Annotated in this window: 22 protein-coding genes; 13 read left to right on the top strand and 9 right to left on the bottom strand. The window is 36.1% G+C overall.

What is annotated here, in order from left to right:
* Nucleotides 1-7 precede the first annotated feature (7 nt).
* The 3 genes from AC07UM_RS03835 to AC07UM_RS03825 form a co-directional block, all read right to left on the bottom strand.
* Entirely contained in the window at nucleotides 8-1,432 is a 1,425-nt protein-coding gene (locus tag AC07UM_RS03835; RefSeq protein ID WP_494682406.1) for an anthranilate synthase component I family protein, read from the bottom strand.
* Nucleotides 1,433-1,682: 250 nt separating this feature from the next.
* The gene (locus tag AC07UM_RS03830) at nucleotides 1,683-2,324 is read right to left on the bottom strand and encodes a hypothetical protein (protein WP_494682407.1); all 642 of its coding nucleotides are present in this window, start codon (nucleotides 2,322-2,324) and stop codon (nucleotides 1,683-1,685) included.
* Nucleotides 2,325-2,510: 186 nt separating this feature from the next.
* Nucleotides 2,511-2,963, bottom strand: a complete 453-nt coding sequence (locus AC07UM_RS03825; protein WP_494682408.1) for a cupin domain-containing protein — start codon at nucleotides 2,961-2,963, stop codon at nucleotides 2,511-2,513.
* Nucleotides 2,964-3,155: 192 nt separating this feature from the next.
* Between AC07UM_RS03825 and AC07UM_RS03820 the strand changes: the two genes are divergently transcribed.
* From AC07UM_RS03820 to lysS, 4 genes are all read left to right on the top strand, one after another.
* On the top strand, nucleotides 3,156-3,374 hold the full coding sequence (locus AC07UM_RS03820; protein ID WP_494682409.1) for a hypothetical protein: 219 nt from the start codon (nucleotides 3,156-3,158) through the stop codon (nucleotides 3,372-3,374).
* Nucleotides 3,374-3,748, top strand: a complete 375-nt coding sequence (locus AC07UM_RS03815) for a c-type cytochrome (protein WP_124536324.1) — start codon at nucleotides 3,374-3,376, stop codon at nucleotides 3,746-3,748. The genes AC07UM_RS03820 and AC07UM_RS03815 overlap by 1 nt, the downstream gene beginning before the upstream one ends.
* Nucleotides 3,749-3,751: 3 nt before the next feature.
* Nucleotides 3,752-4,684 (top strand): 23S rRNA (adenine(1618)-N(6))-methyltransferase RlmF, encoded by a 933-nt coding sequence (gene rlmF, locus AC07UM_RS03810; RefSeq protein WP_494682410.1) that lies wholly within the window; start codon nucleotides 3,752-3,754, stop codon nucleotides 4,682-4,684.
* Nucleotides 4,685-5,076: 392 nt separating this feature from the next.
* Complete coding sequence (lysS, locus tag AC07UM_RS03805; RefSeq protein WP_494682411.1) at nucleotides 5,077-6,771, top strand: lysine--tRNA ligase; 1,695 nt, start codon at nucleotides 5,077-5,079, stop codon at nucleotides 6,769-6,771.
* Nucleotides 6,772-6,807: 36 nt separating this feature from the next.
* Here lysS and AC07UM_RS03800 read toward each other — a convergent pair whose 3' ends face one another.
* The 3 genes from AC07UM_RS03800 to AC07UM_RS03790 are packed head-to-tail and all read right to left on the bottom strand — an operon-like array spanning nucleotide 6,808 to nucleotide 9,675.
* A complete protein-coding gene (locus AC07UM_RS03800) occupies nucleotides 6,808-7,323 on the bottom strand; it encodes a ClbS/DfsB family four-helix bundle protein (RefSeq protein ID WP_494682412.1) in 516 nt (171 codons plus the stop codon).
* Nucleotides 7,324-7,330: 7 nt separating this feature from the next.
* A complete protein-coding gene (locus tag AC07UM_RS03795) occupies nucleotides 7,331-8,335 on the bottom strand; it encodes a cytochrome d ubiquinol oxidase subunit II (protein WP_494682413.1) in 1,005 nt (334 codons plus the stop codon).
* Nucleotides 8,332-9,675 (bottom strand): cytochrome ubiquinol oxidase subunit I, encoded by a 1,344-nt coding sequence (locus AC07UM_RS03790; protein ID WP_494682414.1) that lies wholly within the window; start codon nucleotides 9,673-9,675, stop codon nucleotides 8,332-8,334. The genes AC07UM_RS03795 and AC07UM_RS03790 overlap by 4 nt, the downstream gene beginning before the upstream one ends.
* Before the next feature lie 212 nt (nucleotides 9,676-9,887).
* Here AC07UM_RS03790 and AC07UM_RS03785 point away from each other — a divergent pair, with 212 nt between their 5' ends.
* From AC07UM_RS03785 to AC07UM_RS03755, 7 genes are all read left to right on the top strand, one after another.
* Nucleotides 9,888-11,075: a hypothetical protein gene (locus AC07UM_RS03785; RefSeq protein ID WP_494682415.1), complete on the top strand. Its 1,188-nt coding sequence runs from the start codon at nucleotides 9,888-9,890 to the stop codon at nucleotides 11,073-11,075.
* 155 nt (nucleotides 11,076-11,230) lie between these two features.
* Nucleotides 11,231-13,165, top strand: a complete 1,935-nt coding sequence (gyrB, locus tag AC07UM_RS03780) for a DNA topoisomerase (ATP-hydrolyzing) subunit B (RefSeq protein WP_494682416.1) — start codon at nucleotides 11,231-11,233, stop codon at nucleotides 13,163-13,165.
* Between the two features lie 81 nt (nucleotides 13,166-13,246).
* Complete coding sequence (locus tag AC07UM_RS03775) at nucleotides 13,247-13,669, top strand: DUF5684 domain-containing protein (protein WP_152289622.1); 423 nt, start codon at nucleotides 13,247-13,249, stop codon at nucleotides 13,667-13,669.
* 395 nt (nucleotides 13,670-14,064) lie between these two features.
* A complete protein-coding gene (locus AC07UM_RS03770) occupies nucleotides 14,065-15,957 on the top strand; it encodes a DUF3858 domain-containing protein (RefSeq protein ID WP_494682417.1) in 1,893 nt (630 codons plus the stop codon).
* A gap of 2 nt (nucleotides 15,958-15,959) precedes the next feature.
* The gene (locus AC07UM_RS03765) at nucleotides 15,960-17,894 is read left to right on the top strand and encodes a transglutaminase family protein (protein WP_494682418.1); all 1,935 of its coding nucleotides are present in this window, start codon (nucleotides 15,960-15,962) and stop codon (nucleotides 17,892-17,894) included.
* A 105-nt stretch (nucleotides 17,895-17,999) separates the two neighbouring features.
* A complete protein-coding gene (locus tag AC07UM_RS03760) occupies nucleotides 18,000-18,824 on the top strand; it encodes an RsiV family protein (RefSeq protein WP_494682419.1) in 825 nt (274 codons plus the stop codon).
* A 4-nt stretch (nucleotides 18,825-18,828) separates the two neighbouring features.
* Entirely contained in the window at nucleotides 18,829-19,719 is an 891-nt protein-coding gene (locus AC07UM_RS03755) for a diacylglycerol/lipid kinase family protein (RefSeq protein WP_410494270.1), read from the top strand.
* Between the two features lie 108 nt (nucleotides 19,720-19,827).
* Here the strand turns inward: AC07UM_RS03755 and AC07UM_RS03750 are convergent, their stop codons facing one another.
* Complete coding sequence (locus tag AC07UM_RS03750; RefSeq protein ID WP_494682420.1) at nucleotides 19,828-21,108, bottom strand: dicarboxylate/amino acid:cation symporter; 1,281 nt, start codon at nucleotides 21,106-21,108, stop codon at nucleotides 19,828-19,830.
* 189 nt (nucleotides 21,109-21,297) lie between these two features.
* On the bottom strand, nucleotides 21,298-22,986 hold the full coding sequence (gene ggt / locus AC07UM_RS03745; RefSeq protein WP_494682421.1) for a gamma-glutamyltransferase: 1,689 nt from the start codon (nucleotides 22,984-22,986) through the stop codon (nucleotides 21,298-21,300).
* Between the two features lie 212 nt (nucleotides 22,987-23,198).
* Between ggt and AC07UM_RS03740 the strand changes: the two genes are divergently transcribed.
* Together AC07UM_RS03740 and AC07UM_RS03735 are read left to right on the top strand one after the other, a co-directional pair.
* Complete coding sequence (locus AC07UM_RS03740) at nucleotides 23,199-24,164, top strand: NAD-dependent epimerase/dehydratase family protein (protein WP_494682422.1); 966 nt, start codon at nucleotides 23,199-23,201, stop codon at nucleotides 24,162-24,164.
* 84 nt (nucleotides 24,165-24,248) lie between these two features.
* On the top strand, nucleotides 24,249-25,001 hold the full coding sequence (locus AC07UM_RS03735) for a polysaccharide deacetylase family protein (RefSeq protein WP_494682423.1): 753 nt from the start codon (nucleotides 24,249-24,251) through the stop codon (nucleotides 24,999-25,001).
* 208 nt (nucleotides 25,002-25,209) lie between these two features.
* On the opposite strand, the gene AC07UM_RS03730 is transcribed toward AC07UM_RS03735, so the two are convergent.
* Nucleotides 25,210-26,415, bottom strand: coding sequence for a metallophosphoesterase (locus tag AC07UM_RS03730; protein WP_124536292.1), 1,206 nt, complete (start codon nucleotides 26,413-26,415; stop codon nucleotides 25,210-25,212).
* Nucleotides 26,416-26,443: the final 28 nt, after the last annotated feature.

Raw genomic sequence — 26,443 nt, 5'->3', positions numbered from 1 at the left:
ATACTATTTATTTTTCAACTATTTTTTCTGCCTTTTCAACTGCTTTTTTTAGAGCGTTCAGCTTGTTATTGACTTCCTGCAGTTCACTTTCCGGAACCGATTTTGCTACAAGACCGGCACCAGCCTGATAAAAGAGTGTATTATTTTTGCTTAAAAATGTTCTGATCATAATAGCCTGGTTGCAGGTTCCATTCAATCCGATCATTCCTATACATCCACCGTAATATCCACGGGAATCCTTTTCATATTGATTGATCAGTTGCAGTGCTTTATGTTTTGGGGCTCCGCTGAGCGTTCCCTGTGGAAAAGTGGCAGAAACCATTTCAAGAGGATTGAGGTCTCCGGAAATATCTGCTGTCACTTCACTTACCATATGAATAACGTGAGAGAACAATTGGATTTCTTTAAGTTTAGTGACCGTTACATTTTTTCCAAGCTTCCCAAGGTCATTTCTTGCAAGGTCTACCAGCATGGTATGTTCTGCATTTTCTTTAGGATCAGCTTTTAAAACTTCAATAGCTTCAAGGTCAGCTTCAAAATTCCCTGTTCTTTTTGAAGTTCCGGCAATGGGATGAATGACTGCCTTGTTGTCTTTAATAATCAGCTGGCTTTCAGGGCTTGATCCGAATAATTTGTAGTTTCCGTAATCAAAATAGAAGAGGTAAGGGGAAGGATTGATATTTCTTAAAGCACGATATACATTAAATTCATCCCCCTTGAATTTCTGTTCAAATCTTCTGCTCAGAACCAATTGGAAGACATCTCCGCGCATACAATGCTTTTGGGCTGTTTTTACCAGTTCAAGATACTCTTCATCAGTAATATTAGAAGTTTCCTCATCTGTTTTTTCAAAAGGATACACCGGAGTATTCTGGTTTTTAATAAGATTTTCCAACAGATGAAGCTCAGATTTTACACCCTCAATAGAGTTTTCAATAATATACATTTCATCATTGAAATGATTGATAGCGATCACATATTGGTATAATCTGTATCTCAGAACAGGAATTTCAACTTCCTTACTTTGTGCTTTAAGATTGATGTTTTCGAAAAACTGTACTGCTTCAAAGCTTGTATATCCGAAAAGGCTTTGTGCTGTTTGTTCAATAGGATCATTAGTTTCTTCACATTTGAAAATCTTTCGGAATTCTTCAAATATATCTGTGATATTTCGCTCCATAATAAATTGCTTTACAGGAGGAGAAGCAGGAAGCTTGATTTCGTATTCGCTGAGGTTTTTCACTTCAATTCCTGCAATGGCATTCACAGCGATGAAGGAAAAGTTGTTATCAATACTTTTTGAATCTGAGCTTTCCAGAAGAATAGTATCCCGGAATTTGTCTCGGATCTTAAGGTAAATATTCATGGGAGTATGAAGGTCTCCCAGTGTTTTTTTCGAAACAGTTTTTATTGTAATGGTTTTCGTATACATCGTGTTGTTTTTTGTAAGGTTTAAGAATAAAAAAAGGCTTTAACGGTATCCGTCAAAGCCTATATATTGTTTATTTTATTATTTCTGCTGTGTGATTAGCAACATGACAATACCTCCAGACCCGACGAAGAGTTTGAAAGCCACCACCAAATATTGTTGCTCATTTTAAACATGGGACAAATGTAGAAATTTTTTTAATATAAAGAATAAAAAAAATCAGAAAATAAAAAAAACTTAATATAAGAGCTTGTTATTTAAGCTGTTTGAGCTCATGTTTCAATTCTTTGATTTTTTCTTTATAAGTTTCATTATCATATTCTTTTACATACTCTTCCAATGCAGCTATATATTCTTCAATGAATTCCTTATTCGTTTTGTCTGCCTCATACTTGGTTTTTGCAGAATTGACAGGAGCCAGCTTTTCATATTCTAATAAAATTTTCCCTTCTCTGGACTGATCATAAAGGATGACTATGTTCTTTTCATATCCGGGAATGTATTTTACAGGAATATCTTTATCACCAGGTATTCTGATTGAATTACTGATGGGATAGATCGTTGCAGAAGTCGTGGAGAAAAAAGTAGTGGTGTATTTTCCATCCTGTTTCTTCACAATAGCTTCATAATCGTGAATATACATCTCATTGAGAGTAGAATTGGTTTCCACATCAGAGGTGATAATAGCGGTGCTTTCAACACCATATTTATTCAGGAACCAGGCATTTAAGAACTGTCCTCCGAACCCGTTTAGTATCGCAAGAGGAATGATTGGAATCAAAAACCATGCTTTTTTTGTCAGATAGGAGAGAAGCCCAAAGAATACAAACAGCAGAATCACAGTATAAAAACCATGATGGCTGGTGAAAAACAGAATTTTTGAAATTAAAACCATACCCTAAAATTTTTAATTATCTTTTAGTATAAAATCTGATTAAACTTATCAAAAAAATATAAGAGTGGCAACGTTTATCTATTTATTACGGATCAACAGATATAAAGTAGATTTTCCGGAAAAGCGAATGCCGGGTTTCAAAACTTTTAATTCAAAAAAAAATGTAACCCGAACATTCTAAATTATTTACTGTACAGGCTCAGAAAGAGGAGTATCAGGGGTTCCGCTGTAGAATACAATAAGGGTTGCTCCTTTATCTCCGGTTTTTCCTCTGTGGGCTACATTGACCATTTCCGGAAGAACCTGACCCTTTCTTACCCATTGCGTTTTACCATCTTCTTTTCTTTCTATCTGAATTTCTCCTTTCTCTACATAAGCTGCATTGATTACAGAATGTTTATGCCAGTCCAATGCTTTGTTAGGCGGTACGGCAATTTTAAGAACAGAAATTTCAGGTTGTTTGCTTGGATAGGCAGGATAAGTCGTTCCGTCCCATGACTTTGTGGTTTTTAGCAAAGTGACTGATTCAATTGTATCAGAATACTCTGATTGTGGTTCGTTTGATGAGTTATCACACGAAAAAAGGAGGGAAGTGAGCACAACAAGAAAAGCTGTACTGAATACATTTTCTTTAGTCATAAATTTTTTATTAATAGATTGATTTTGGTTCGGATAATCCGTTTTACAAAAATAGCAACCCTATTTAAATATCCCTATAGTTTGAAATATTTTTTATTGAAATTCAGATCTTAAAAAATATTTATCAAAGAAAACATTTGTCATAAGTTTAAAGGTTTATTTTTTATATTTTTGCTTCCAAATTAGAAAAAAATGAAAAAAGTATTAGCAATCGCATTTATCGGAGGTTTATTATTAGCAAGCTGCTCAAAAAAAGCAGATCACTCTTTACAGGATAGCAACACAATGCTTGAAGAGCCAGAAACAACTACTGTTGTAGATTCTACTGCTAAGCCTGCTGCTCCAGCTGCTGCAACTCCGGCTGCCCCTGCTCCTGAAGCTGCTAAAACAGATTCTACAGCGAAGAAATAATGAAAAAAATACTTTTGGCAGGAACTCTGGGTCTTCTGATCCTTTCCTGTTCTAAAAAAGAAAATACAGCAGAAGTGGCAGCTTCTTCTGAAACGGCTGCTGTTTCAGAACCGGCAAAATCTAATCTTTCGGGTGATCAGATCATGGAAACATTAGACTGCTCAGGATGCCACTCTGTGAATGAGAGAATGATAGGACCTTCTTATAAGGAAATTGCAGGGAAGTACTCTGAAAAGGATACAGAACTGCTGGCTTCCAAAATTATAGAAGGCGGAAGTGGAGTATGGGGAAGCGTGCCTATGGCTGCCCATCCACAGGTATCTAAAGAAGATGCCAAAAAAATGGTGGAATATATTTTAAGTCAGAAGAAATAAAATATGTCCACTGAAAAATCCAGTCTGCACACAAGAAATCTGCATCGTAATCCCTATGATTTTGATCAGCTCATTTCTTGTGTGCCGGAACTGAAACACTATGTCTTTGTTAATGCTTATCAAACGGTAACCATTAATTTCAGTATTCCAAAAGCAGTTAAACTGCTCAATAAAGCGCTACTCTTACATTTTTATGATATTAAAGGCTGGGATATTCCGGACACCAATCTTTGTCCTCCCATTCCTGGACGCGCAGATTATGTGCACTATATTGCCGATCTTTTAGCTGAAAATTTTAATGGAGTACCAACAGGAAACGCTGTAAAAGGGCTGGATATAGGAACAGGAGCCAATCTTGTGTATCCTTTAATCAGTCACAGGTCGTTTGGCTGGACGATGCTGGGAACAGATATCAACCAGGATTCTTTGAACAATGCTCAACATATTCTGGACCAAAATGAAGATCTTTCCTCTGTCATTCAGTTGAAAAGTCAGCCTGATGCTGATCATATTTTTAAAAATATCATTAATCCTGAAGACCGGTTTACTTTTACCATGTGCAATCCTCCTTTTCATGATTCTGAAGAGTCTGCCATAAAAGGGAATATCAGAAAAACAAAAAATCTCAAGAAATCAAAACCCAGGCAGCCTTTGCTTAATTTTGGCGGTCAGCAGTCGGAATTATGGTGTGAAGGAGGCGAGCTGGCTTTCATTACCAAAATGATTAATGAAAGTGCAGTGTTTTCATCACAAGTTCTTTGGTTCACATGTCTGGTTTCCAAAAAGGAAAATCTCAATAAGCTGACTCAGCTTTTAAAAAAGGTAAAAGCTATAGAAATCAAAACTATTGATATGGCTCAGGGGCAAAAAATCAGCAGAATGCTGGCCTGGACATTTATTCCCCAACAGAACCGAAAGGGTTGGAAAACCAAATAATAAATTCTTTTATTTTGGAGCTTCATCCCGCTATTCACTCATACTCCTCACGCCTACACTCAATGCCAGTGCATGTTGCGGGGTAAACGTTCCTATCGGGGCTAGATTATGTTGCCATTAAGTTTCCAAATTTGTTTTATCTATCAATAGGAATAGGCTTCAGGCAAAGCTTAATGCAAGCATGATAGAGTATCGTCCTATATTTTCAAAAACATCCGCGCAAATCTGTGGTTAGATAAATGAACAATGCTTATTTCAAAATGATATCCATTTCCAACTTATAAAACCATCCACTGAACTCTATTTTTCGGAAATAATTTAGATTTATGAAAAAATCAATTGATGGTCACCTCAAAAATGCCTAAATTTGTACGCTTTTAGAAAAATAAGAAATGCAATTATCAGAACAAGAAATCATTAGAAGAGAAAAGCTGAATAAGCTTACTGAAATGGGGATTAATGCGTTCCCTGCGGATGAGTATACAATCACAGACACTACAGAATCTATAAAACAAGACTTTTCTGAAAGTAAACAGGTGAAGATCGCCGGTAGATTGATGTCCCGCAGAATTCAGGGAAAGGCTTCTTTTGCAGAATTGCAGGATTCTAAAGGAAAAATTCAGGTTTATTTCAACAGAGACGAGATCTGTCCGGGTGAAGATAAAGAATTATACAATGAAGTATACAAGCACCTTTTGGATATCGGTGATATTATCGGTATCGAAGGAGAGCTATTTACGACTCAGGTAGGAGAGAAGACTGTTTTAGTGAAAAACTTTATCCTTCTTACCAAGGCTTTACGCCCTCTTCCTCAGGCTAAAACGGATGATAATGGTGTTGTACATGATGGATTTACAGATCCTGAACTAAGATACAGACAGCGTTATGTAGATTTAACAGTAAATCCACAGGTGAAAGAAATTTTCGTGAAGAGAACAAAATTGTTCAATGCCATGAGAACGTTCTTCAACGATGCGGGGTACTTTGAAGTGGAAACACCTATTCTGCAGTCAATCCCTGGTGGAGCTGCTGCAAAACCGTTTATCACGCACCACAATGCGTTGGATATTCCATTATATTTAAGAATTGCTAACGAATTATATCTGAAAAGATTGATCGTAGGTGGTTTTGACGGAGTGTATGAGTTCTCTAAAAACTTCAGAAATGAAGGGATGGACAGAACGCACAACCCTGAGTTTACCGCTATGGAAATCTATGTAGCTTACAAAGATTACAACTGGATGATGGATTTCACTGAGAAATTATTGGAATTCTGCGCCACTCAGGTTAATGGAAATTCAGAATCTACTTTTGGTGAGCATACAATCAATTGGAAAGCTCCTTATCCAAGAGTTTCCATGACAGAAGCGATCCTGAAATTTACAGGATTCGATATCACAGGAAAAACGGAGAAGGAATTATACGATTTTGCCAAGTCTATCGGTATTGAAGTGAATGAGACGATGGGGAAAGGAAAACTGATTGATGAGATTTTTGGTGAGAAATGTGAAGGAAACTTCATTCAGCCGACGTTCATTACAGACTATCCGATCGAAATGTCTCCATTGACAAAGAAACACAGAAGCAAAGAAGGTTTAACAGAGCGTTTTGAATTAATGGTATGCGGTAAAGAAATTGCCAATGCGTATTCAGAGCTTAATGATCCTATTGATCAGAGAGAGCGTTTTGAAGCACAGATGGCTTTATCTGAAAGAGGAGACGATGAAGCAATGTTCATCGATCAGGACTTCTTAAGAGCTCTTGAATATGGTATGCCGCCAACTTCAGGGTTAGGAATCGGTATGGACAGATTAATTATGTTCTTAACGAACAATGCATCAATCCAGGAAGTATTATTCTTCCCTCAGATGAGACCTGAAAAAGCGGTTCCTCAAATTGAATTGGGAGAAGATGAACATGCTATTCTTGATATTTTGAAATCAGGTGAGCAGTTTCCTCTAAGTGAGGTGAAAGAAAAATCTAAACTTTCGGGAAAAAAATGGGATAAAGCTTCTAAGACTTTGACAAAAAATAATATTGTGAAAGTAGAGAAGATTGACGAAAATCTTTTGATAAAATTAGCTTAATATTTCTCAGAAAATATAAATATAAAAGGTACAGAGTTATTCTGTACCTTTTTCTTTTTTCCATTTCCGAAGCTGTGCCCTAAAATTTTTAAACGGTGCTGCGGTATTGATATGTACCCATTTCCAGACCGGCCATTGAGCGGGAGTCGTTGCCCATTTTCTTTGTCCGGGAGTGAATAATGTGTCATTATCAAGGCTTTCTATCCATATAATAATTTCATTAACCTTATTTTTCAGCAGTTCTCTTTGCTGCTGTAAACTATAAGAACCGTATTGGTCATAAAAAAACTGATATAATCCTCCCAAATTATTCCATTTATATTCCGGAGTAGGAGTTTTAACTTCAATTCCTTTTCTTTCATTGGCTTCCCATTGCAAAAGCAGATGGGTCCATCCCAATTGATAGGAAATATTTTGTGATGGAGTTTTGTCAACTCCAGTCCGCAGAAGATCTTTTTCATCTTCTTTTATATCATTAAATTCCTGATCGTAGAGATGATATCTTTTCTTCAGCTCTTCAATAAGCTCTGTTTTGTCTTTATAATTCTGCATATTTTACCTATTTTCTCAGCTTACTGAAAGAAGCCATCAGATAAAATAAAAACGGAAGGATAAATAATGAACCGAGCATTAGCGCCCATCCCAATGCAGCAATGGTTTTCGGAGGTGCCATATGCTCCAACAGTGAAAGATGCTGTCCATTTCCTAATAAAATAATATCAGGATTATGCTGATAGGTTGCCGCAACTAAAATCATGACCATCTGAAATCCAGCTAATGCACGTACCGGAAGTAATTTCTGACGGTTCATTGCTCTTAAAATAAGCAATAACGCAATGGTAGCAAAGGCAATAGACATAATTCCCAGAGGCTTGGAAAATATCCACATCAAAAGAGGAATATCTGAAATATAAGCGGTCACAAATACTAAAATTCCTGTAATCACAACAAAGATCATGGTCTGCTTGGATTTTTTGATCATTAATAAAAGATCAGCTTTATCACGGGTTTCTCTTAATGAAAAGATAGAAGCAAGGTAAGCACAAAGCGCTACCGTAAATAATCCTACGGAAACCCCAAACCAGTTCAGCCAGCTGAAAATATACAAATCCAGAAAACCAACAGCATCAGGGTTGATAGAATGTGAAACCGTTGCCGCAGCAATTAACCCTAAAAAGAAAGGGGTTAAAAGACTCGCATAGTAGAAAATCTGGGTATATAAAACCTGCCAGTTATCCTTTACAGCATCATAATGTCTGAAGGTAAACGCTGTTCCTCTTGCAATAATCCCTAAAAGCATCAGGACTAAAGGGATATGAAGATAGGTAGACATCGTAGTATAGATTTCGGGAAATCCTACGAAGAGAATTACAATCGCAATGATCAGCCACATATGATTGGCTTCCCACACAGGAGCTATGGATTCATACATGATTTCCTGGGTTTTATTTCTGGCTTTTTTATGGGTAAAAAGCTCTACAATTCCGGCTCCGAAATCAGCGCCTCCCAGAATAATATAAAGACAGATGGATAGCCAGAGAAAACCTATTACAACGTAGATCATGATAGTTTGTTTTTATCGTTAAACTGAGAGTCGGTAGGGTCGTAAAGTTTCGGTACCATTTGGATCTGTCTTTTTAAAAGAAAAACAAGAATCAATGATAATGATACGAAAATAGCGGTGAAGAAGTAGAATGAATACTGTATTCCCGGCATGGGAGTAACAGCATCTACTGTTCTCATGATCCCATAAATGATCCAGGGCTGTCTTCCCACTTCGGTAACTGTCCATCCGGCTTCCAGAGCGATATATCCGAAAGGAGTTGCTATTAAAAAGGTTTTTAGAAGCCAGTTTTTACTCAGCCATTCCTTTTTGAAAAAGAAAGCATATAAATAAATAACTCCGATACCGATCATCACCACTCCGAAGAAGATCATGATCTGAAAAGCATAATGAACAACTGCAATCGGAGGCCATTCGTCTCTCGGGAAATCTTTAAGACCCTTTACTTCAGCATTGAAATCATTACTCACCAGGAAGCTTAATACTTTAGGTATCTTAATAGCATATTTTATTTCTTCCTTTTCTTCATCAGGAATTCCACCAATGACAAAGGATGCACCTTTTTCCGTTTCAAAGTGAGCTTCCATGGCTGCTAACTTAATAGGTTGTCTTTCCGCTACCGATTTTGCTGCAATATCACCGCTTAAAGGTGCTCCAAATGCTCCGATCAAGGCAAAACCTACAGCAATTCTAAAAGCTTTGGTGTGAAATTCAATATTCCTTTTTCGCATGATCATAAAGGCATGTACACCGGCTACCGCAAATCCTGTTGCACAAAAAGCAGCAACAGTCATATGAAGAGCCTGCGGAAACCATGCATCATTGAGCATTGCTTTAATAGGATCTATATTAAGATACTGTCCATTGATATAGTCAAAACCAGTCGGAGAGTTCATCCATGAATTGGCGGCTACTACCAGAATTCCGGAAGCCAGTCCGCTCAGTCCTACAAGAAATCCACAGAACCAGTGAAACCACTTATTGAATTTATCCCATCCATATAAAAAGAAGCCAATAGCAATCGCTTCAATGAAAAAAGCAGTACCTTCAAGAGAAAACGGCATTCCGAAAATAGGACCGGCATGTTTCATAAAACCAGGCCATAAAAGCCCCAGCTCAAAAGAAAGCATTGTTCCTGAAACAGCTCCGGTAGCAAAAAGGATAGCCACCCCTTTGCTCCATGCTTTTGTCAATCCTTTATATACTTCATTATTGGTTTTTAGGTATTTCCAATGGGCAAAAGCCATCAGAAAAGGCATCACCATACCCACACAAGAGAATATGATATGAAAGCCCAGAGAAAGTGCCATCTGAGCGCGTGCTGCTATAAAATCATCCATAATATCAACTTTTCAGTAAATAAATTTACGCATAAATTATTGATGTTGAATATGATTTACAACAGTTGATATTTCAGCAATACATTTTAATTTTGAATCTTTTATTGGTTAGCTATTCCTTATTTTTTTCTAAGGAAAACTCTACATTTTTTTACTTTTATACCCCGAAAAAAAATATCATATTTGCAGGAATTTTGATTAAATTATTAACCATGAAATTTTTAAATAAGGGAATTTTTATTGTTTTTTCTCTATTTTACTGCTATTCTTTTGCTCAGTACAGGAACGGATTGAAGGGGATTTATATGCCCCAGGGAGAACAAGTCAATCTTCCGGCAGAATATAACTTTTTTATCGACGAGGGACGAAGAATTGCGGGAGAGGTATTTTACCAGAATCTTCAACGTTCCAGCGGTAGAGACAGTAGTTTTAATTCTTTGGAACTGATTTTTTTTGAAAACAGAAAATATGATTTCCTGAATACTGGATTTGTGCTGGTACCCCAGATGAACAGCAAGCTGATGGGAAAGAATATTTCTACAGTTGCAGTCCGAAATAATAATACCTGGAAAATGGCTTTTGGAACAGTAGACTTTGCCACCTACAATCCCCGAAATAATGTTACCAATTTCCTGTACATGGTTATTTGTCGGAACATGACGAATGAACAGGTTCTTGCTCATTTTTTAAATATGATGGATATTCCGGCAAACAGTAAGATTTCAAAATATGTTCAGTTGATCAGGGATATTAACAAGGCAAACAAAATTAATGTTGAAGAAAAGGTTGATGAATTTGCACCAGGACTGTTAACAAAATTATGTAAAGATATTAATGCCCAGACTTCTGGTGACGAATGTACACTGGCTCTTTATAAAGCTTATATTGAAGATAAGGATGAGAATGTAACAAGACAAAATATTGACCGTTTTTTCAGATCATTGGGTAATATGTCTCTGCAGAATATGACCAATGATTATGTTCTTCCAAGAGGAGACCTGAATATGATGGAAAAAGATATAAAACTGGTACTGCCTAATGAATTTTTTTATGTGAAAAAGAAGAATGATCAATCTGATGTTTCTTTTTTTATCGAAAAAATTGAACAGAACTTAACGTATGATTTTGATAAGAAAACCTATGTTCTCCTATTTAAAGTAACGCCCCATTTTGAAAGTATGTCTTCAGACTTTAAATTTTTAGGAGAATACGATGATATGCTTAAAGGAAAAAAACAGATAGCAGATATCGAGGTCAAAAAAAATGAAATAAATTATTTTGAATTTTTTCTTTATCCAGATAAGATGGAAGTACAGGTAAATATGACCAAGAAAGAAAACAGATTTAGCTATGGCTATAAATTGAAAAATATATTTAAAATTAAAAAGAATACCCCATAGAGCTATAGATATAAGTTAAAAACAAAAAAAAGCAGACAAAGTCTGCTTTTTTTTGTTTTTAACTCTACATTTTTTTGACACTTTTTAACTTTCATACGTCGAAAAAAATCACGATATTTGTAAGTCTTTGCATTAGGCAAATTTATTAATTTTATATGAGTCAAAAACAATATACAGCTAGCAGTATCCAAGCCTTAGAAGGAATGGAACACGTTCGACTAAGACCCTCAATGTACATTGGAGATGTAGGAGTAAGAGGTCTTCATCATTTGGTTTATGAAGTAGTAGATAACTCTATTGATGAGGCTTTAGCAGGATATTGCGATACCATTTTGGTAACGATCCACAAAGGAGAAAGTATTTCTGTAAAAGATAACGGTAGAGGAATTCCTGTAGATTTTCACGAAAAAGAGCAGAAATCGGCTCTTGAGGTTGTAATGACTAAAATTGGAGCAGGAGGAAAATTTGATAAAGATTCTTACAAGGTATCTGGAGGTCTTCATGGAGTGGGTGTTTCTTGTGTGAACGCACTTTCAACTTTATTAGTGGCTACAGTAAGCCGTGAAGGGAAATTATACCAACAAAGATATTCAGAAGGAAAAGCACTTACAGAGGTTGCCGAAATTGGAACGACCGAGGAAAGAGGAACGGAAGTTTTCTTTCAACCTGATGCAACCATTTTCCAGGAACTTGTTTATAATTATGATACGCTTGCAACAAGATTAAGAGAACTTGCTTTTCTTAATAAAGGAATTACAATAACTCTTGTTGATGAGAGAACACCTAACGAAGATGGATCATTCCCTGGAGAAGTTTTTCATTCTGAAGGGGGATTAAAAGAATTCGTAGAGTATATCGATGGAAACCGTGAGTCTATTATGGAGCATGTTATTTTCATGGAAGCAGAAAGAGATGATATTCCTGTAGAAGTGGCCATGCGTTACAATACATCATTTAACGAAAATCTTCACTCTTATGTAAATAATATCAATACCCATGAGGGAGGAACTCACCTTGCTGGTTTCAGACGTGCTTTAACAAGAACACTGAAGAAATATGCTGATGATTTAGGTATTCCTCAAAAAGAGAAAGTAGAAATTACCGGTGATGATTTCCGTGAAGGATTGACAGCTGTAATTTCTGTAAAAGTAATGGAACCTCAGTTTGAAGGACAGACCAAAACAAAATTAGGAAACTCTGAAGTTTCTGGTGCTGTAGATAAAATCGTAGGGGAAATGCTAACTAATTTCCTTGAAGAAAACCCTAATGAAGCGAAAATTATTGTTCAGAAAGTAGTTTTAGCTGCAAAAGCAAGACAGGCCGCTAAGAAAGCCCGTGAAATGGTTCAGAGAAAATCCCCTATGGGAGGTTCAGGACTTCCCGGGAAACTATCTGACTGTTCATCCAAAGACCCAGCTGAATCTGAACTTTTCCTTGTAGAGGGAGATTCCGCAGGTGGAACAGCTAAACAAGGAAGAGACAGACACTTCCAGGCTATTCTTCCTTTAAGAGGTAAAATTTTGAACGTAGAGAAATCTATGCTTCATAAAGTATATGATAACGAAGAAATCAGAAATATCTATACTGCTCTTGGAGTTTCTGTAGGTACTGAAGAGGATAGCAAAGCCCTGAATATGGCTAAGCTGAGATATCATAAAGTGGTGATCATGACCGATGCTGATATCGACGGATCTCACATTTCTACGCTTATTCTTACCTTCTTCTTCAGATTTATGAAGGAACTTATTGAGAACGGATATGTTTATATTGCTCAACCCCCTTTATATCTATTAAAGAAAGGAAACAGAAAGGTTTATGCTTATAATGAGAAAGAACGTGAGGAATTTACTTTAGAAATGTCTCCGGACGGAAAAGGGGTAGAAGTACAACGTTATAAAGGTCTTGGAGAAATGAACCCTGAGCAGCTTTGGGAAACAACTCTTAATCCTGAACACAGAATTCTTAAGCAGGTAACGATTGATAATGCAGTGGAAGCAGACAGTGTTTTCTCAATGTTAATGGGAGATGAAGTTCCACCAAGAAGAGAATTTATCGAGAAAAATGCAAAATATGCAAAAATTGATGCATAAACGTTTTTAAAAATATAATCAAAAAGCTTCTAATTATTTAGAAGCTTTTTTTATATTTGGGCAAACCAAAAAAACAATAATATGTTAACTCTTTTACAAACAGACCCTTACAATGGGGCAGATGCAGTGTCTGGCGCAGCCGCTGCAGGATTAGGACTCGGAACAATGTTCTTTGGCCTATTATGCTATATATTCTATGGATATTGCATGTACAAAATTTTTCAGAAAGCCGGAAGACAGGATGCCTGGGCCGCCTTTATTCCAATTTATAATACAATAGTATTGCTGGAAATTGTGAAAAAACCAATATGGTGGATCATTCTTTTCTTTATTCCACTAGTGAATATTTATGCATGCTGGGTAGTATATGACAGACTTGCCAAAGGTTTTGCCAAAGAAACTCCTCTGTACACTATTTTGATACTCTTGTTCGGATTTATTTTTATTCCTGTATTAGGGCTTGGAAGTGATCCTTATGATAGTAAATTGGTTCCAAATGATTAAAAAGAAAAAACTTAAAGACTCCAGAAATGGAGTCTTTTTTTATTAATAACCCCTTTAGGCTGTAGAATTAATTGTACTCGTCTTTATTATTAATTCTACAGGTTTTGAATTATAGGAATTGTATTTTATTCTAAATTTGAGACGCAGACAATATGAAACGTATTACTTCAAGATACAGAATAGACATCCTTCTCCAATATAGAATGAGTTTAAATATTCTGTTTTTAACTTTTCAGAATTTGATGATGAAAAGTTGATAATGTGTTCATATCCTTATAAGTACATTTAAGACAGTACTTTTTAAGTATTAGGTTAAGGGCTTCACCTGTTGAAGCCTTTTATATTTTTTTTAACAGTTATTAAGATTTTCTTATTTTTGCATAATTTTAATAACTATGATGAAAATACTAGTTCTTGGGGCTCTTTCTGCTGCCTCATTCTACTTTGCACAAAGCTATCCTGCTTCTGCAATTCCTGAGAATTTAAAGAAAAATGCTAATGTTGTTATACGAAAGGATTTTACGACGGTTCAGGTCAATAAACGGGATGAAATAAAATATCAGTTTAACACAGTCACTACAGTTTTAAATAAAGATGGTAATGACCAGGCGGTTGCTTATATTCCTTATGATAAATCAAAAAGCATTTCGAATATAAAAGTTACTATTTACGATGAAGCCGGAAAAAAAATTAAAAGCGTTTCAAAGTCTGATTTTAAAGATATTGCCAACAATTCCCAAGGGGTGTTTTATTCTGATAACAGAATACTGCTTTATTCCTATACACCGGCTCAATACCCTTATACTGTTGAATTTTCTTACGAAGCAGAAGATGAAGATACTGTTTTTATCCCACGCTTTGTACCTTTTACTTCCACTAAAACATCTTTGGAAGAAGCACAGTTTAAAATCATTAACACTTCAGGAATTGAACTTAGATCTAAGATTTATCCTTCAAAATACAATTATACCTCAGTTATAGAAAGTGGGAGTGGAAACGATAAAACATATTCATACAAAAACGTACCCGCAATTGATGATGCTTTTATGATCCCGCAGCCAGTTAAAATTCTGCCTTCAGTCAACTTTGCACTGGCAAAATTCAATCTGGCAGGAAAAGAGGGTACTTTAAATAACTGGACAGATTTCGGAACCTGGATTTATAATGATCTTCTGATCCCTGTTTCAGCATCTACTCCAGCCATCAAAGCGGAGGTTGCCTCTTTACAGCTGCAGGGATCTGTGGAAGATAAAGTAAAGAAGATTTATCAGTATATGCAGAATAAAACCCGATATATAGCGGTGTCATTAGGGATAGGAGGCTGGCAGCCTATGATGCCGGATGAGGTTCAGAAAAAGGGATATGGAGACTGCAAAGGACTTACGAATTATATGAAAATTCTTTTGAACGAAGCAGGAATTCCTTCTACTTATTGTATTATCAATTCCGGACGTTCACAGGTTTCTTTTGATCCGGAATTTCCTTCTATGAGCGGAAATCACATCATCCTGATGGTTCCGACTGAAAAAGGGAATATCTGGCTTGAAAATACCTCTCAACAAATAGCTTTTAACCATTTAAGTTACAGTACAACGGATAGAAATGTACTTGCTGTAACCGCAAAGGGAATTGAACTTATCAATACGCCGGTTTATAAAGCTGAGCAGAATAAAGAGAAACAGGTATTGAGAGTAAACCTTAATGAGGATAATAGTATTACAGGGGCAGGCAATTTTTCTTACACAGGAAACCAGTATGATCATAACCTGAGGTTTGTCAATCTTAATCCCAAAGAAAAAAATGACGCAGTGAAATTGAATTTTGACATTTTAAACTTTGAGAAAGTGGAAATGAAAAACTTCAACAATGATAAAGATAATGCGGTCATTACCTATGATTTAGACTTTAAAACCAATAACTTTTCTAAAAAAGCAGGAAACAGTCTTTTATTCAGATCTGTTCCTATTTTTTCGGATGTTATTTATAAAGCAGACGAAAATCGTGAACTGCCTTTTGAGGTCAATATGTCTTACGAAGATGAATATGAAATTGCTTTTGTCCTTCCTTTAGGCTATAAAGTTGATGAAACTCCTGATAATTCCAGTATTACTTCTGAATTTGGATCATATAAGCTAAGTTTCGTTAAAAGTGAAGAAGGAGTAAAAGTGATCAGAAAAATGCAGATTAACAAAGGATTGTATCCAAAAGAAAAATATAACGAGTACATAAGTTTCAGAAAGAAAATTCTGAACATGGATAATTCAAAAATTTTAATAACAAAAATATAACCATGAAAAAAATAATAGTATTACTTCTTTGCTCTGCCAATACAATATTGATCAATGCACAGAAGAAATATGAATTTCTGAATCCACCTAAATTTAATGATGCAGATCTGTCTAAAGCAAAATCTTTATTAGATGAAAATGCTCCTGCCGAGATTTTGTATAAATCGGCTTATTTTATGGTAGATGCAAACACCGGGAATCTGCACAAAAAATACTTTTACAGAGTTAAGATTTATGATAAAGATAAAGCAGAAGATTGGTTGAATCTTGAAATTCCTATTTACAATGTAGGAAGCAATAGAGAATCACTAGGTAAATTCAAGGCTTTTACTTACAATCTTGAAAATGGAACTGCAGTTCCTGTAAAAGTGGAAAAGAGTTCTCAGTATAAAAGTAAAGAGAATAAATATGTTACCCTGACGAAATTTGCTTTTCCCAATGTGAAGAATGGATCTGTCTTGGAATATCAGTACGAAATCGTATCGCCATTTCGTTTCATTATTCCGGAAGTATTAATAGAATCTGATACCCCTTCACTGAATACTGAATACGTTTTGGATGCTCCGATCAACATGTCTTATAATATAAATTATACCGGAGAAATGTTGCCTAAACACAAAGAGGTTGAAGAGAGAAACCTGTATGGCGCTCAGTATAAAACATTCCGATTTGCCTATGAAAATGTAAAAGGCTTTAAAACTGAAAAATTTGTACGGAATGATAGAAATTTTAGAACAAAAATAGGCGCAGAGCTTAATTCTACCAATTTTGGAGAACTGAAACTCTATTCATCATCATGGGATCAAATTGGGAAAAGACTTTATGAGAATGAAGACTTTGGAGAACAATTGAAGAAAACAAAATTAGCTAAAGAAAATATGCCGGCAGGAGTTTCAGAAATGAAAACCGATCTTGAAAAGGCAAATGCAATTTTTTCATACGTTCAGAAGACATTTACCTGGAATAAAGACAGAGGAGTTTATACAGAAGATGGTATCAAAAAACTTTTAGAAACGAAGGTCGGAAATGCGGCAGAAATTAACCTTTTCCTGGTAATGATGCTTCGTGAGGCAGGTCTTAAAGCAGATCCGCTGATTATTTCTACAGTAGAAAACGGCGTAATCAATCTGGTGTCACCCAATATTTCCAACATGAATTTTGTATTGGCAGCGATCAGTCTTAATGATCAGTTCCATATTTATGATGCAACCTCCAAACAATCCTCACTGGATGAAATCGCTCTTAAGAACTGGAACCAATTTGGTATTCTTGTGACAAAGGGTAAATCATTACAGATTCAGATGACCAATACAAAATCAAGCAACACTTTTCTTACAGCCAATGCTAAAATAAATGATGATGGAAGCATTTCCGGAACCTATTCTGATAAAGATACCGGTGCTTATGCAATGTATGCCAAAGATAACTATGATGATAATGCTGAGAAATATAAAAAACAGTATAAGGAAAATTTCTCAATGGATTTCACGGATATCAATTCCAAAGTATTGGAAAATGGTGAATTTGAAAGCAGCATGAAATTCTCTTCATCGAATCTAATTGATAGAGTAGGAAAGAAAATGATCATCAATCCAATGTTGTTCTTAAACAAGAGTTCCAATGAATTTGATCAGGTTGACGCCAGAAAATATCCTATTGATTTCGGATCGCCTATTACCAAAGTGAAAAAGGTTATTCTTGAAATTCCTGAAGGATATACGATCGAAGAGATGCCTAAATCTAAAAAAATTGTCACAGAGGATAAAGAAATAGAGTATACGTATTCTGTGGAACAAAAAGGAAATAAACTGGAAGTTACTACCACGACAAAAATTAGCAGTTCAGATTATCCTAAAGAATATTATCCTGCATTTAAACAAATCTGGGGAGTTGCTTCAAAATTTGAAAATCAGGTAATCAGCCTTGTTAAGAAGTAGTTTTTAAAGTAATTTAAACAAAACTTAATATAAAAAAATAAAGTTTTTCAAAAACCATTCATCTTTTGAATGGTTTTTGTATTTGTTACCCTAAAAATTACAATTATGAAAAACACGATTGCTGTTATAGCATTATCTTCTTTCTTAGCGCTAACTGCCTGCAAAAAAAATGAAACGGCAGGACCAGCAGAAAAAACAGAAAATAAAACATCCGAAGAATTGGTGGTAGACTCTGTGAAAGTAAATGATTCTACAATGATTACAGACTCTTTAAAAGTTTCTTTCACCTCGAAACTGTTGGTTTTCCCTGCTTTAAAAGATAAGAAACTACTAGACAGTATCTATTTTCAGAATGATAAAATCAAAGACTTTTCCAAAACCGGACTTCAGACCTACCTTGATAAGGCAAAGAATGATTATTTCAGTTCTATGAAAAACGATAATAAAGAATGGGTTTCAGACGTTACTTATGCGCAGGATTGGTACTCAAGTTCACACATGAATTTGATTTCCAATACAAACGGCTATATGCATATTCAGTATGTAGGTAGTGGATATGAAGGAGGAGCTCATGATAATTACGGTTTTTCAGAAAGAGTTTTTGATCTTAAAAACAGCAAAAAACTAGAATTAAAAGATATTACTTCAATGCCTAAAAATAAGATTGAAGCCATTCTGATGAAAAATATCGACAAAATTAACAGCGGAACAATGGACGGTGACGGAGGCGTGAAAAACTCAGAAATGCTTCTTGTTGAGAAAATTCCGGCTTCTGATAATTTTTATTTTGATAACAAGAATCTGTATTTTCATTACAGTCCTTACGAAATTGCCGCTTTTGCAGCAGGTGATATCACGATTCCTGTCTCTTGGGAAGACCTTAAAGGCACAATAAATGCAGAATTTAAAGAAAGAATGAAAATTAAGTAAATTAATGCTTCCAGTTCAGGAAGCATTTTTTAATTTTGCGGTAATGGAAAAAGTAGCTTTTATTATCAACCCTTTTTCGGCCAAAAAGAACTATCAGCCGTTTTTGAACGAACTCAAAACAAAGGTTAACAATCCCTTGTATTATGTATCAGAATCTATTCTGGGAACAGATGAGTTTATTCAGGCCCATTTCGAAGAGGTGGATATTTTTGTAGCAATCGGAGGGGATGGAACAATCTCTACCATAGCTAGAAACCTTATTAATACAGAAAAAATTCTGGCTATTTTTCCGGCAGGTTCAGGAAACGGATTTTCCAATGAAACCCGTTTCAGCAAAAATCTTGATGAACTTTTAGAAAAAATAAAAACAAAAAATTCCAGAAAGATTGATACGTTTACTGTAAATGACAAGCTTTCTATCAATGTTTCAGGGACAGGTTTCGATGGTAAAGTAGTCAAGGAATTTGAAAAAACGAGTCGTGGATTCAAAAACTATATCAAAGTTTCCCTGAAAACCTTCTTCAATTATAAGCCGATCAAGGTGAAGTTTTCTGATGAAGAATATCAGCAGTATAATGGCCGTTACCTGATGCTGAACATTGCCAATACCCGCCAGTTTGGTAATAACGCTTACATTGCCCCGAAAGCAAGTAAAAGTGATGGACTGGTTGATATGGTGTTGGTGAAAAAATTTCCGCTGACCTATTCTGCACTGTTTGCTTTCAGAATGTTTACTAAAAGACTGAAGGACGATGAATACGTTACTTATCTTCCGGTTTCTGAAATCTCATTTAAAGTCAATACCAAAAACTGGCATCTTGACGGTGAGTTCAATAAGATCAAATCACCCATCCATGTTAAAGTACAACCCGCCAGTTTGAATATTCTGGTTTAGAGCTTTTTGTTAGTTAGGAGCCAGACATTTGTATCGTGACTCTTATTGGTTCTTGTATCGAGAAATAGTTTTCTCTAACCCCTACAACCTAACATCTGCTACCTACACCTACATCTCCAGCTTTTTCTCAATTTCCTGCGGATGATCCAGGCAGTATTGAAGCTGCCCTTTATCAAGCTGTTTCTCCCAGTTGGCAACGACCACTGTAGCAACGGAGTTACCGATTACATTGGTCAGGGCTCTGCACTCACTCATGAACTTATCTATCCCAAGGATCAAGGTCATCCCTGCAATTGGAATTTCAGGAACTACTGCCAGTGTTGCTGCTAACGTAACAAATCCTGCACCTGTAACACCTGCGGCACCTTTTGAACTTAACATGGCTACCAAAAGTAACATCAGCTGTTTTTCAATAGGAAGATGAATGTTTAACGCTTGTGCAATGAAGAGAGAGGCCAGGGTCATATAAATATTTGTTCCGTCAAGATTGAAAGAATAGCCTGTAGGAACTACAAGACCTACGATTGCCCGCGAACAGCCTGCTTTTTCAAGTTTTTCCATGATTCCCGGTAAAGCAGACTCTGAAGAACTGGTACCCAGAACGAGAAGAAGTTCTTCTTTAAGGTAAAAAATAAGCTTGAAAATATTAAAACCGTTATACCATGCTACAGCTCCCAATACCAGGACTACAAAAAGAATAGACGTAATATAGAATGTAGCGACCAGAAATATAAGGTTCAGTACAGAATGAAGTCCATATTTTCCAATCGTAAATGCCATCGCTCCAAAAGCACCGATGGGTGCAAGTTTCATGAGCATATGAACAATTTTAAACACCGGAGTTGAAAGATCCTGTAAGAAATCGGTTACTTTTTGACTTTTTTCTTTGGTTAAAACTAATGCAACACCCATTAAAATTGCAACCAAAAGAACCTGAAGAATATTATCACCCACCAAAGGACTGAATAAAGTCTCCGGAATAATATTCATAATAAACCCTGTAAGCGTTGACTCATGGGCTTTTACCTGATATTGTGAAACATCACCTGAAAGGGTAGCAGGATCAATATTCAAACCATGGCCAGGCTGTAAGATATTCCCTACCAATAAACCAATGATAAGAGCAAGAGTGGAAAATGTGAAAAAATAGATCATTGCTTTTATGGCAATTCTTCCTACTTTTTTCAGATCGGTCATATGGGCGATTCCCAGCGTGAGGGTGATAAAGATCACCGGAGCGATAATCATTTTTACCAATTTGATGAATCCGTCCCCCAGAGGTTTCATCTTTTCTCCTAATTCAGGATAGAAATTTCCAAGAAGGATACCGGCAATTATCGCTATAATAACCTGGAAATAAAGCTGATTGTATATTTTTTTTGCTTTCAAAGAACAGTCGTTTTGTTTTTTTAAAGGCGAAAATTAAGAAAATTTATCTGAAAACATGACAAATGTCATTGGAAAGAATCTCTTGCAATGGCTTTATATGCAAAAAAACTCCGGCTTCATTCTATAAGGTTTTTACCCTTTGAATGAAGCCGGAGCTGTATTTAATTTTGAATGATCGTAAAATAATGATTATTCCACGGCTACAGAATCGTCTCCACGACCATCTGCTACTGCATGAATGCTTCCATTCTCGTCAAGGACAATCATTTCTGTTTTTCCAATATATTTTATCTTTTCAATGATGTAATTCTTGCTCTTCAGTTCAGAAATAGTACTTTCAGGGAAGTTATTTTCTACCGTAATAGCTTCCGGTAGCCACTGGTGATGGAATTTGGGTGCGTTGACTGAAAGATTGGCATTCAGTTTAAAATCCACAACATTGACAATAGATTGATACACCGAGGTTGGAATTGTAGTCCCCCCTGGAGTTCCCACTACCATATAAGGTTTTCCATTCTTAAGAAGAATAGTAGGAGTCATGGAAGAAAGCATTCTTTTATTGGGCTGAACAGAATTGGCTTCTCCTCCTACCGCTCCAAACATATTGGGTACACCCGGTTTGATAGAAAAATCATCCATTTCATTATTTAAAAAGAAACCAGCTCCTGAAACCAGTACTTTACTTCCGTAATACCCATTAAGAGTTGTTGTTACAGAAGCGGCATTTCCATCCTTATCCAGTACGGAGATATGAGTGGTCTGCATAGATTCTTTAGGCTGTGCTATGATCTTGCCGACTTCTGCACTTGGAGTTGCTTTGTCAAAGCTGAAGCTTTTCCATCTGTTTTTCAAATATTCATCAGAAATCAGATAGGCAGTTTTATCCTGGATAAAATCTGGATCTCCCATATATTCTGCTCTGTCTGCGAAAGCTCTTCGCTCTGCCTCGGCCATAATCTGAACGGCTTTTGTAGAGTTTTGCTGATATTTTTCAAGGTTTTCAAAACTTGCCATTCTCAGCATTTGGGCAAGAAGGACTCCACCGCTTGAAGGTAAAGGCATCGTTACAACATTGTTGCCTTTGTAATCGAATTCAAGCGCTTTTCTCTCTGCCACTTTATAGTTTTTAAGATCTTCCAGCGTTATAATTCCGTTTCCTCTTTTCATTTCAGCCACCAGAAGCTCTGCTGTTTTCCCTTCATAAAAACCTTTTGCTCCTAATTTTTGAATAAGCTTCAATGTTTCGGCTAGTTCTTTTTGAACCAGCAGATCTCCAGCTTTCCAAGGAGCATCTTTCACGAAAATTATGGAAGATTTATTATGTCTCTGAAATTTTTCTCTCTGATTATTCAGCATTTCGGCTTCCTTGTCTGTAATGGCAAATCCTTTTTCCGCCAGATCAATTGCAGGCTGAATAATTTTTTCCATAGGCAGTTTACAGTATTTCAGCGTAGCAAAAAATCCTGCTACACTTCCCGGAATACCTACAGCCAACCTTCCGTTTTGAGAAAGATCAGTATCTGCTTTCCCTTTTTTGTCAAGGTACATATCTCGGAAAGCCTTTTTTGGAGCGGTTTCTCTGTAATCCAATGTGAATTTTTCTCCATTATTTTTTACCCCTACCAAAAATCCACCACCACCGATATTTCCTGCCTGAGGATAAACAACAGCAAGGGCATATTGGGTCGCTGTAACGGCATCATAGGCATTTCCACCCATTTTTAAGATTTTAGCTCCTGCTTCACTCGCTAAGGGATGCGCAGATACTACAACGCCTTTATTTTTTACCTGTACTTCCTTGATAATATTGATATCTGTATACTGAGCCCAGCTTAGCTGGCTTATCAACAGGATCGAAGCAATTAAAATCTTCCTCATATGATTGTTTTTCTTGAAAGCAAAATTATTGAATTTTATATTAATCAAGGCTTATGATCGTGTATTTGATTTTTTCTATTGTTAAAGAGATTTTATCAGTTTGAACTGAATGTATTGGCAGCATTTATTCATGCTCTGTTTTAAATATCCCTTTTTTATTATGGTTGACATGTTTTTTTTTACTTTTGTACAATTCTAAAAAAATCTGAAAAATGGAATCCTATACGGAAAGAATACTGATTACAGGTGCCTTGGGACAAATCGGCACGGAACTTACGAACAGACTTGTTGAAATCCACGGAGCGGAGAACGTTGTCGCTTCAGGATTGGACAGATGGCAGGAAGGGATTACTTCTGCCGGACACTATGAAAGAATGGACGTTACTAACACACAGTTGGTAAGACAGGTGATTCATGATTACGAAATTACTACAGTGTATCACTTAGCTTCGCTTTTATCCGGGACTTCGGAAAAACAGCCTATTTTCGCTTGGAAATTGAATCTTGAACCACTTCTTCATTTTTGTGAAATGGCGAAAGAAGGGCTTCTTAAAAAGATCTTCTGGCCAAGTTCTATTGCTGTGTTTGGAAAAGGAATTCCAAAACATGACGTAGGGCAGGATGTAGTGTTGAATCCAACAACTGTTTACGGAATCTCGAAAATGGCAGGGGAGAAGTGGTGTGAATACTATTTCGATAAATATGGAGTGGATGTAAGAAGTATCAGATATCCTGGATTGATCTCATGGAAAACTCCTGCAGGGGGTGGAACTACTGACTACGCAGTTGAGATTTTTTACAAGGCAATAGAAGATGGAAAATATACAAGTTTCATTTCTGAGGATACAGGAATGCCGATGCTGTATATGGATGATGCTATCAATGCAACTCTTAAATTGATGGATGCTCCAAAAGAAAATGTAAAGGTTCGTTCTTCTTATAATTTGGGTGGAATGTCTTTTACTCCAAAAGAATTGTCAGAAGAAATCAAGAAAGAAATTCCTGATTTTGCAATCGATTATAAGCCAGATTTCAGACAGGCAATTGCAGATTCATGGCCAGCTTCTATTGATGATTCAGTCGCTAAAAAAGACTGGGGATTGACGTATGATTTCGGAATTTCTGAAATGACAAAGGACATGATCAAGAATTTGAAAATAAAATTGAGTAAGGATTAATAATATAAAGTAATACTTTAATTAAATATTCTTTTAACAATTGATTTTTAATATTTTATATAATTTATATAAACTTTAATTTAAATGGTATTATTGACTTTTAACATCACATGTATTGAAGCTAAAGTGAAAAACGGCTCCCAAATTACCGATGAAGAGAGACTGAAAATTACAGAAGATAATACCAAAGCAATTCTTAGAATTTTAGATATTCACGATATCAAATCAAGTTTTTTTGTTGAGGTTTCCTTTACTGAAAAACTTCAGAATTTAATAAAAGCAATTTCATCCAAAGGGCATGAAATTGCTTTTTATAATAAAGACTCCAATCCTGAAGAAATTGAAAAAGCCAAGAAGAATATTCAGGATCTTCTGGAAAAACAGATCAGGGGTATTCGTCAGAAAGATGTAAAAGTTCCTCAGGAAAATTTGAAGCTGATGGAATTTAATTACGTCTCCAATATCGATAATGCCAATATTCTTTTCCCTTTCAAAAGGCTCAAAAGAGATACCGAAATTACAGAAGAGGATGGGCTGAGTATTGTTCCGGAAAGTATCTCTCCTTACAGCCAGCTGCCCTATAATGATTTTGTATTTCAGATCCTGCCGATGAAGTATTATCAGAATATGGTTTTGGAAACATTGCAGAATGAAGAATTTGTTTTGATTTATCTAAATACCTGGCAGTTTACAGATTTTAAGAGATACCGTTTTGATATTCCTTTTTACCGAAGCATGTTTTCGGGTAAAAAAATGGAGGACAAATTAGATGCCCTCCTTACTTTTCTCAATGACAGGGAAATGGCTACTTCCCGTATGAAAGATTATATTTTTTAGGTGGTAGGTGGTAGGTTGCAGGTTGCAGGGATTAGGGAGGACTATTTCTCTTATAGCCTCTATTCAATTTCTTAACTTCTCTAACCGCTAGACTTCAGAATATTTTAATAAAGTCAAGATACAAGAACCAATAGCCAAGACTAAAAGTTTATATTGGGGTGGCTGCTTGACTATTAGTAATCAATCACCTGGGTCTTAAGCTCAATAATTAACTCAGTTCAAAAAGTGTGATTTCTGGAAGAACGCCCACTCTTCCCGGATATCCTAATACACCAAACCCTCTGTTTACATACAATAGTTTTCCTTCACTTTCATATAAATCTGCCCATTTTGGGTAACGGTATTGTACCGGTGACCATTTTACATTTTTAAGATCCAGTCCAAACTGCATCCCGTGCGTATGTCCGGAAAGGGTCAGATGAATGTTTGAAGGGTGTTTTTTTACTACATAATCAAAGTGGGTAGGGTCATGGCTCATTAAGATCTTAGTTGCAGATTCAGGAACGCCTTTTAAAGCATCGTCAATTTTACCAAATTGCGGAAAAGGTTTTAAGCCCCAGTTTTCAACGCCCAAAATGTAGAGCTTCTCGCCATTTTTTTCAATTACCCTGTGTTCATTTCTTAACATATCAAAACCAGCCTGCTTTTCATAGTCGATCAGGGTATCAAGGTTTTTCTTTTTAGCATCAGGGGATCCCCAGGTTACGTAATCTCCGTAATCGTGGTTTCCCAGCACAGCAAGTTTACCATCTTTAGCCTGAATTTTTGAAAATAAAGGGATAAAAGGTTTGAACTCATCCGCAACGTTATTCACCATATCTCCAGTGAATAATACCAAGTCAGGCTTTTGTTCATTGATCAGATCAATAGCGTGCTGTAATTTGCTTGGATCGGAGAAGCTTCCACTGTGAACATCAGAAATCTGAATGATTTTGTATCCTTTGAAGCTTTTCGGAAGGTTGGCGAAATTAACTCTTACTCTTCTTACCGTGTGGCGATATTTACCAAAAGTAATCCCGTCTATGAAAAGAGCGGAAAGAACGCCTCCCATTCCCAAACCTACAATGCTCAGGAACTTTCTCCTTTCCGGGAAAAAATTTTCCGATGGTTGGGCAAAACCTATCAGATAACCTCCGATTCGGATAATATCATCAATTAATAAAAACAGAACCACGAAAATTTTCGGAAGGATAAAAATTAAAAATAATGAAATCATGATCTGAGCCCTTACCATACTTCGGTCTGACCTTTGGTAATGAGTGACTTCATAGGCGAAAATCCCATACACGGCTAACGAAATTACCCAATATCCGATTTTGATCCAGGAATTGTCAGTGAGCGTTCTGATAGCCTGATAAATATACACTTCCAAAAACAGGAAGATTCCCGCGATGATTAAAAAATTCTTTTGCATGTTCTGGTCAAAAAAAGCACAAAGAAAA

The sequence above is a fragment of the Chryseobacterium sp. GW821-FHT04C04 genome, from assembly GCF_059420365.1.
Note: the sequence above shows the minus strand (reverse complement) of the source record. Positions and strands in the feature narration are given on the sequence as shown.

What these genes read in the sequence shown, in the direction of transcription:
- AC07UM_RS03835 (WP_494682406.1), bottom strand. Translation starts at nt 1,432, where the DNA reads ATGTATACGAAAACCATTACAATAAAAACTGTTTCGAAAAAAACACTG.
- AC07UM_RS03830 (WP_494682407.1), bottom strand. Translation starts at nt 2,324, where the DNA reads ATGGTTTTAATTTCAAAAATTCTGTTTTTCACCAGCCATCATGGTTTT.
- AC07UM_RS03825 (WP_494682408.1), bottom strand. Translation starts at nt 2,963, where the DNA reads ATGACTAAAGAAAATGTATTCAGTACAGCTTTTCTTGTTGTGCTCACT.
- AC07UM_RS03820 (WP_494682409.1), top strand. Translation starts at nt 3,156, where the DNA reads ATGAAAAAAGTATTAGCAATCGCATTTATCGGAGGTTTATTATTAGCA.
- AC07UM_RS03815 (WP_124536324.1), top strand. Translation starts at nt 3,374, where the DNA reads ATGAAAAAAATACTTTTGGCAGGAACTCTGGGTCTTCTGATCCTTTCC.
- rlmF (WP_494682410.1), top strand. Translation starts at nt 3,752, where the DNA reads ATGTCCACTGAAAAATCCAGTCTGCACACAAGAAATCTGCATCGTAAT.
- lysS (WP_494682411.1), top strand. Translation starts at nt 5,077, where the DNA reads ATGCAATTATCAGAACAAGAAATCATTAGAAGAGAAAAGCTGAATAAG.
- AC07UM_RS03800 (WP_494682412.1), bottom strand. Translation starts at nt 7,323, where the DNA reads ATGCAGAATTATAAAGACAAAACAGAGCTTATTGAAGAGCTGAAGAAA.
- AC07UM_RS03795 (WP_494682413.1), bottom strand. Translation starts at nt 8,335, where the DNA reads ATGATCTACGTTGTAATAGGTTTTCTCTGGCTATCCATCTGTCTTTAT.
- AC07UM_RS03790 (WP_494682414.1), bottom strand. Translation starts at nt 9,675, where the DNA reads ATGGATGATTTTATAGCAGCACGCGCTCAGATGGCACTTTCTCTGGGC.
- AC07UM_RS03785 (WP_494682415.1), top strand. Translation starts at nt 9,888, where the DNA reads ATGAAATTTTTAAATAAGGGAATTTTTATTGTTTTTTCTCTATTTTAC.
- gyrB (WP_494682416.1), top strand. Translation starts at nt 11,231, where the DNA reads ATGAGTCAAAAACAATATACAGCTAGCAGTATCCAAGCCTTAGAAGGA.
- AC07UM_RS03775 (WP_152289622.1), top strand. Translation starts at nt 13,247, where the DNA reads ATGTTAACTCTTTTACAAACAGACCCTTACAATGGGGCAGATGCAGTG.
- AC07UM_RS03770 (WP_494682417.1), top strand. Translation starts at nt 14,065, where the DNA reads ATGATGAAAATACTAGTTCTTGGGGCTCTTTCTGCTGCCTCATTCTAC.
- AC07UM_RS03765 (WP_494682418.1), top strand. Translation starts at nt 15,960, where the DNA reads ATGAAAAAAATAATAGTATTACTTCTTTGCTCTGCCAATACAATATTG.
- AC07UM_RS03760 (WP_494682419.1), top strand. Translation starts at nt 18,000, where the DNA reads ATGAAAAACACGATTGCTGTTATAGCATTATCTTCTTTCTTAGCGCTA.
- AC07UM_RS03755 (WP_410494270.1), top strand. Translation starts at nt 18,829, where the DNA reads ATGCTTCCAGTTCAGGAAGCATTTTTTAATTTTGCGGTAATGGAAAAA.
- ggt (WP_494682421.1), bottom strand. Translation starts at nt 22,986, where the DNA reads ATGAGGAAGATTTTAATTGCTTCGATCCTGTTGATAAGCCAGCTAAGC.
- AC07UM_RS03740 (WP_494682422.1), top strand. Translation starts at nt 23,199, where the DNA reads ATGGAATCCTATACGGAAAGAATACTGATTACAGGTGCCTTGGGACAA.
- AC07UM_RS03735 (WP_494682423.1), top strand. Translation starts at nt 24,249, where the DNA reads ATGGTATTATTGACTTTTAACATCACATGTATTGAAGCTAAAGTGAAA.
- AC07UM_RS03730 (WP_124536292.1), bottom strand. Translation starts at nt 26,415, where the DNA reads ATGCAAAAGAATTTTTTAATCATCGCGGGAATCTTCCTGTTTTTGGAA.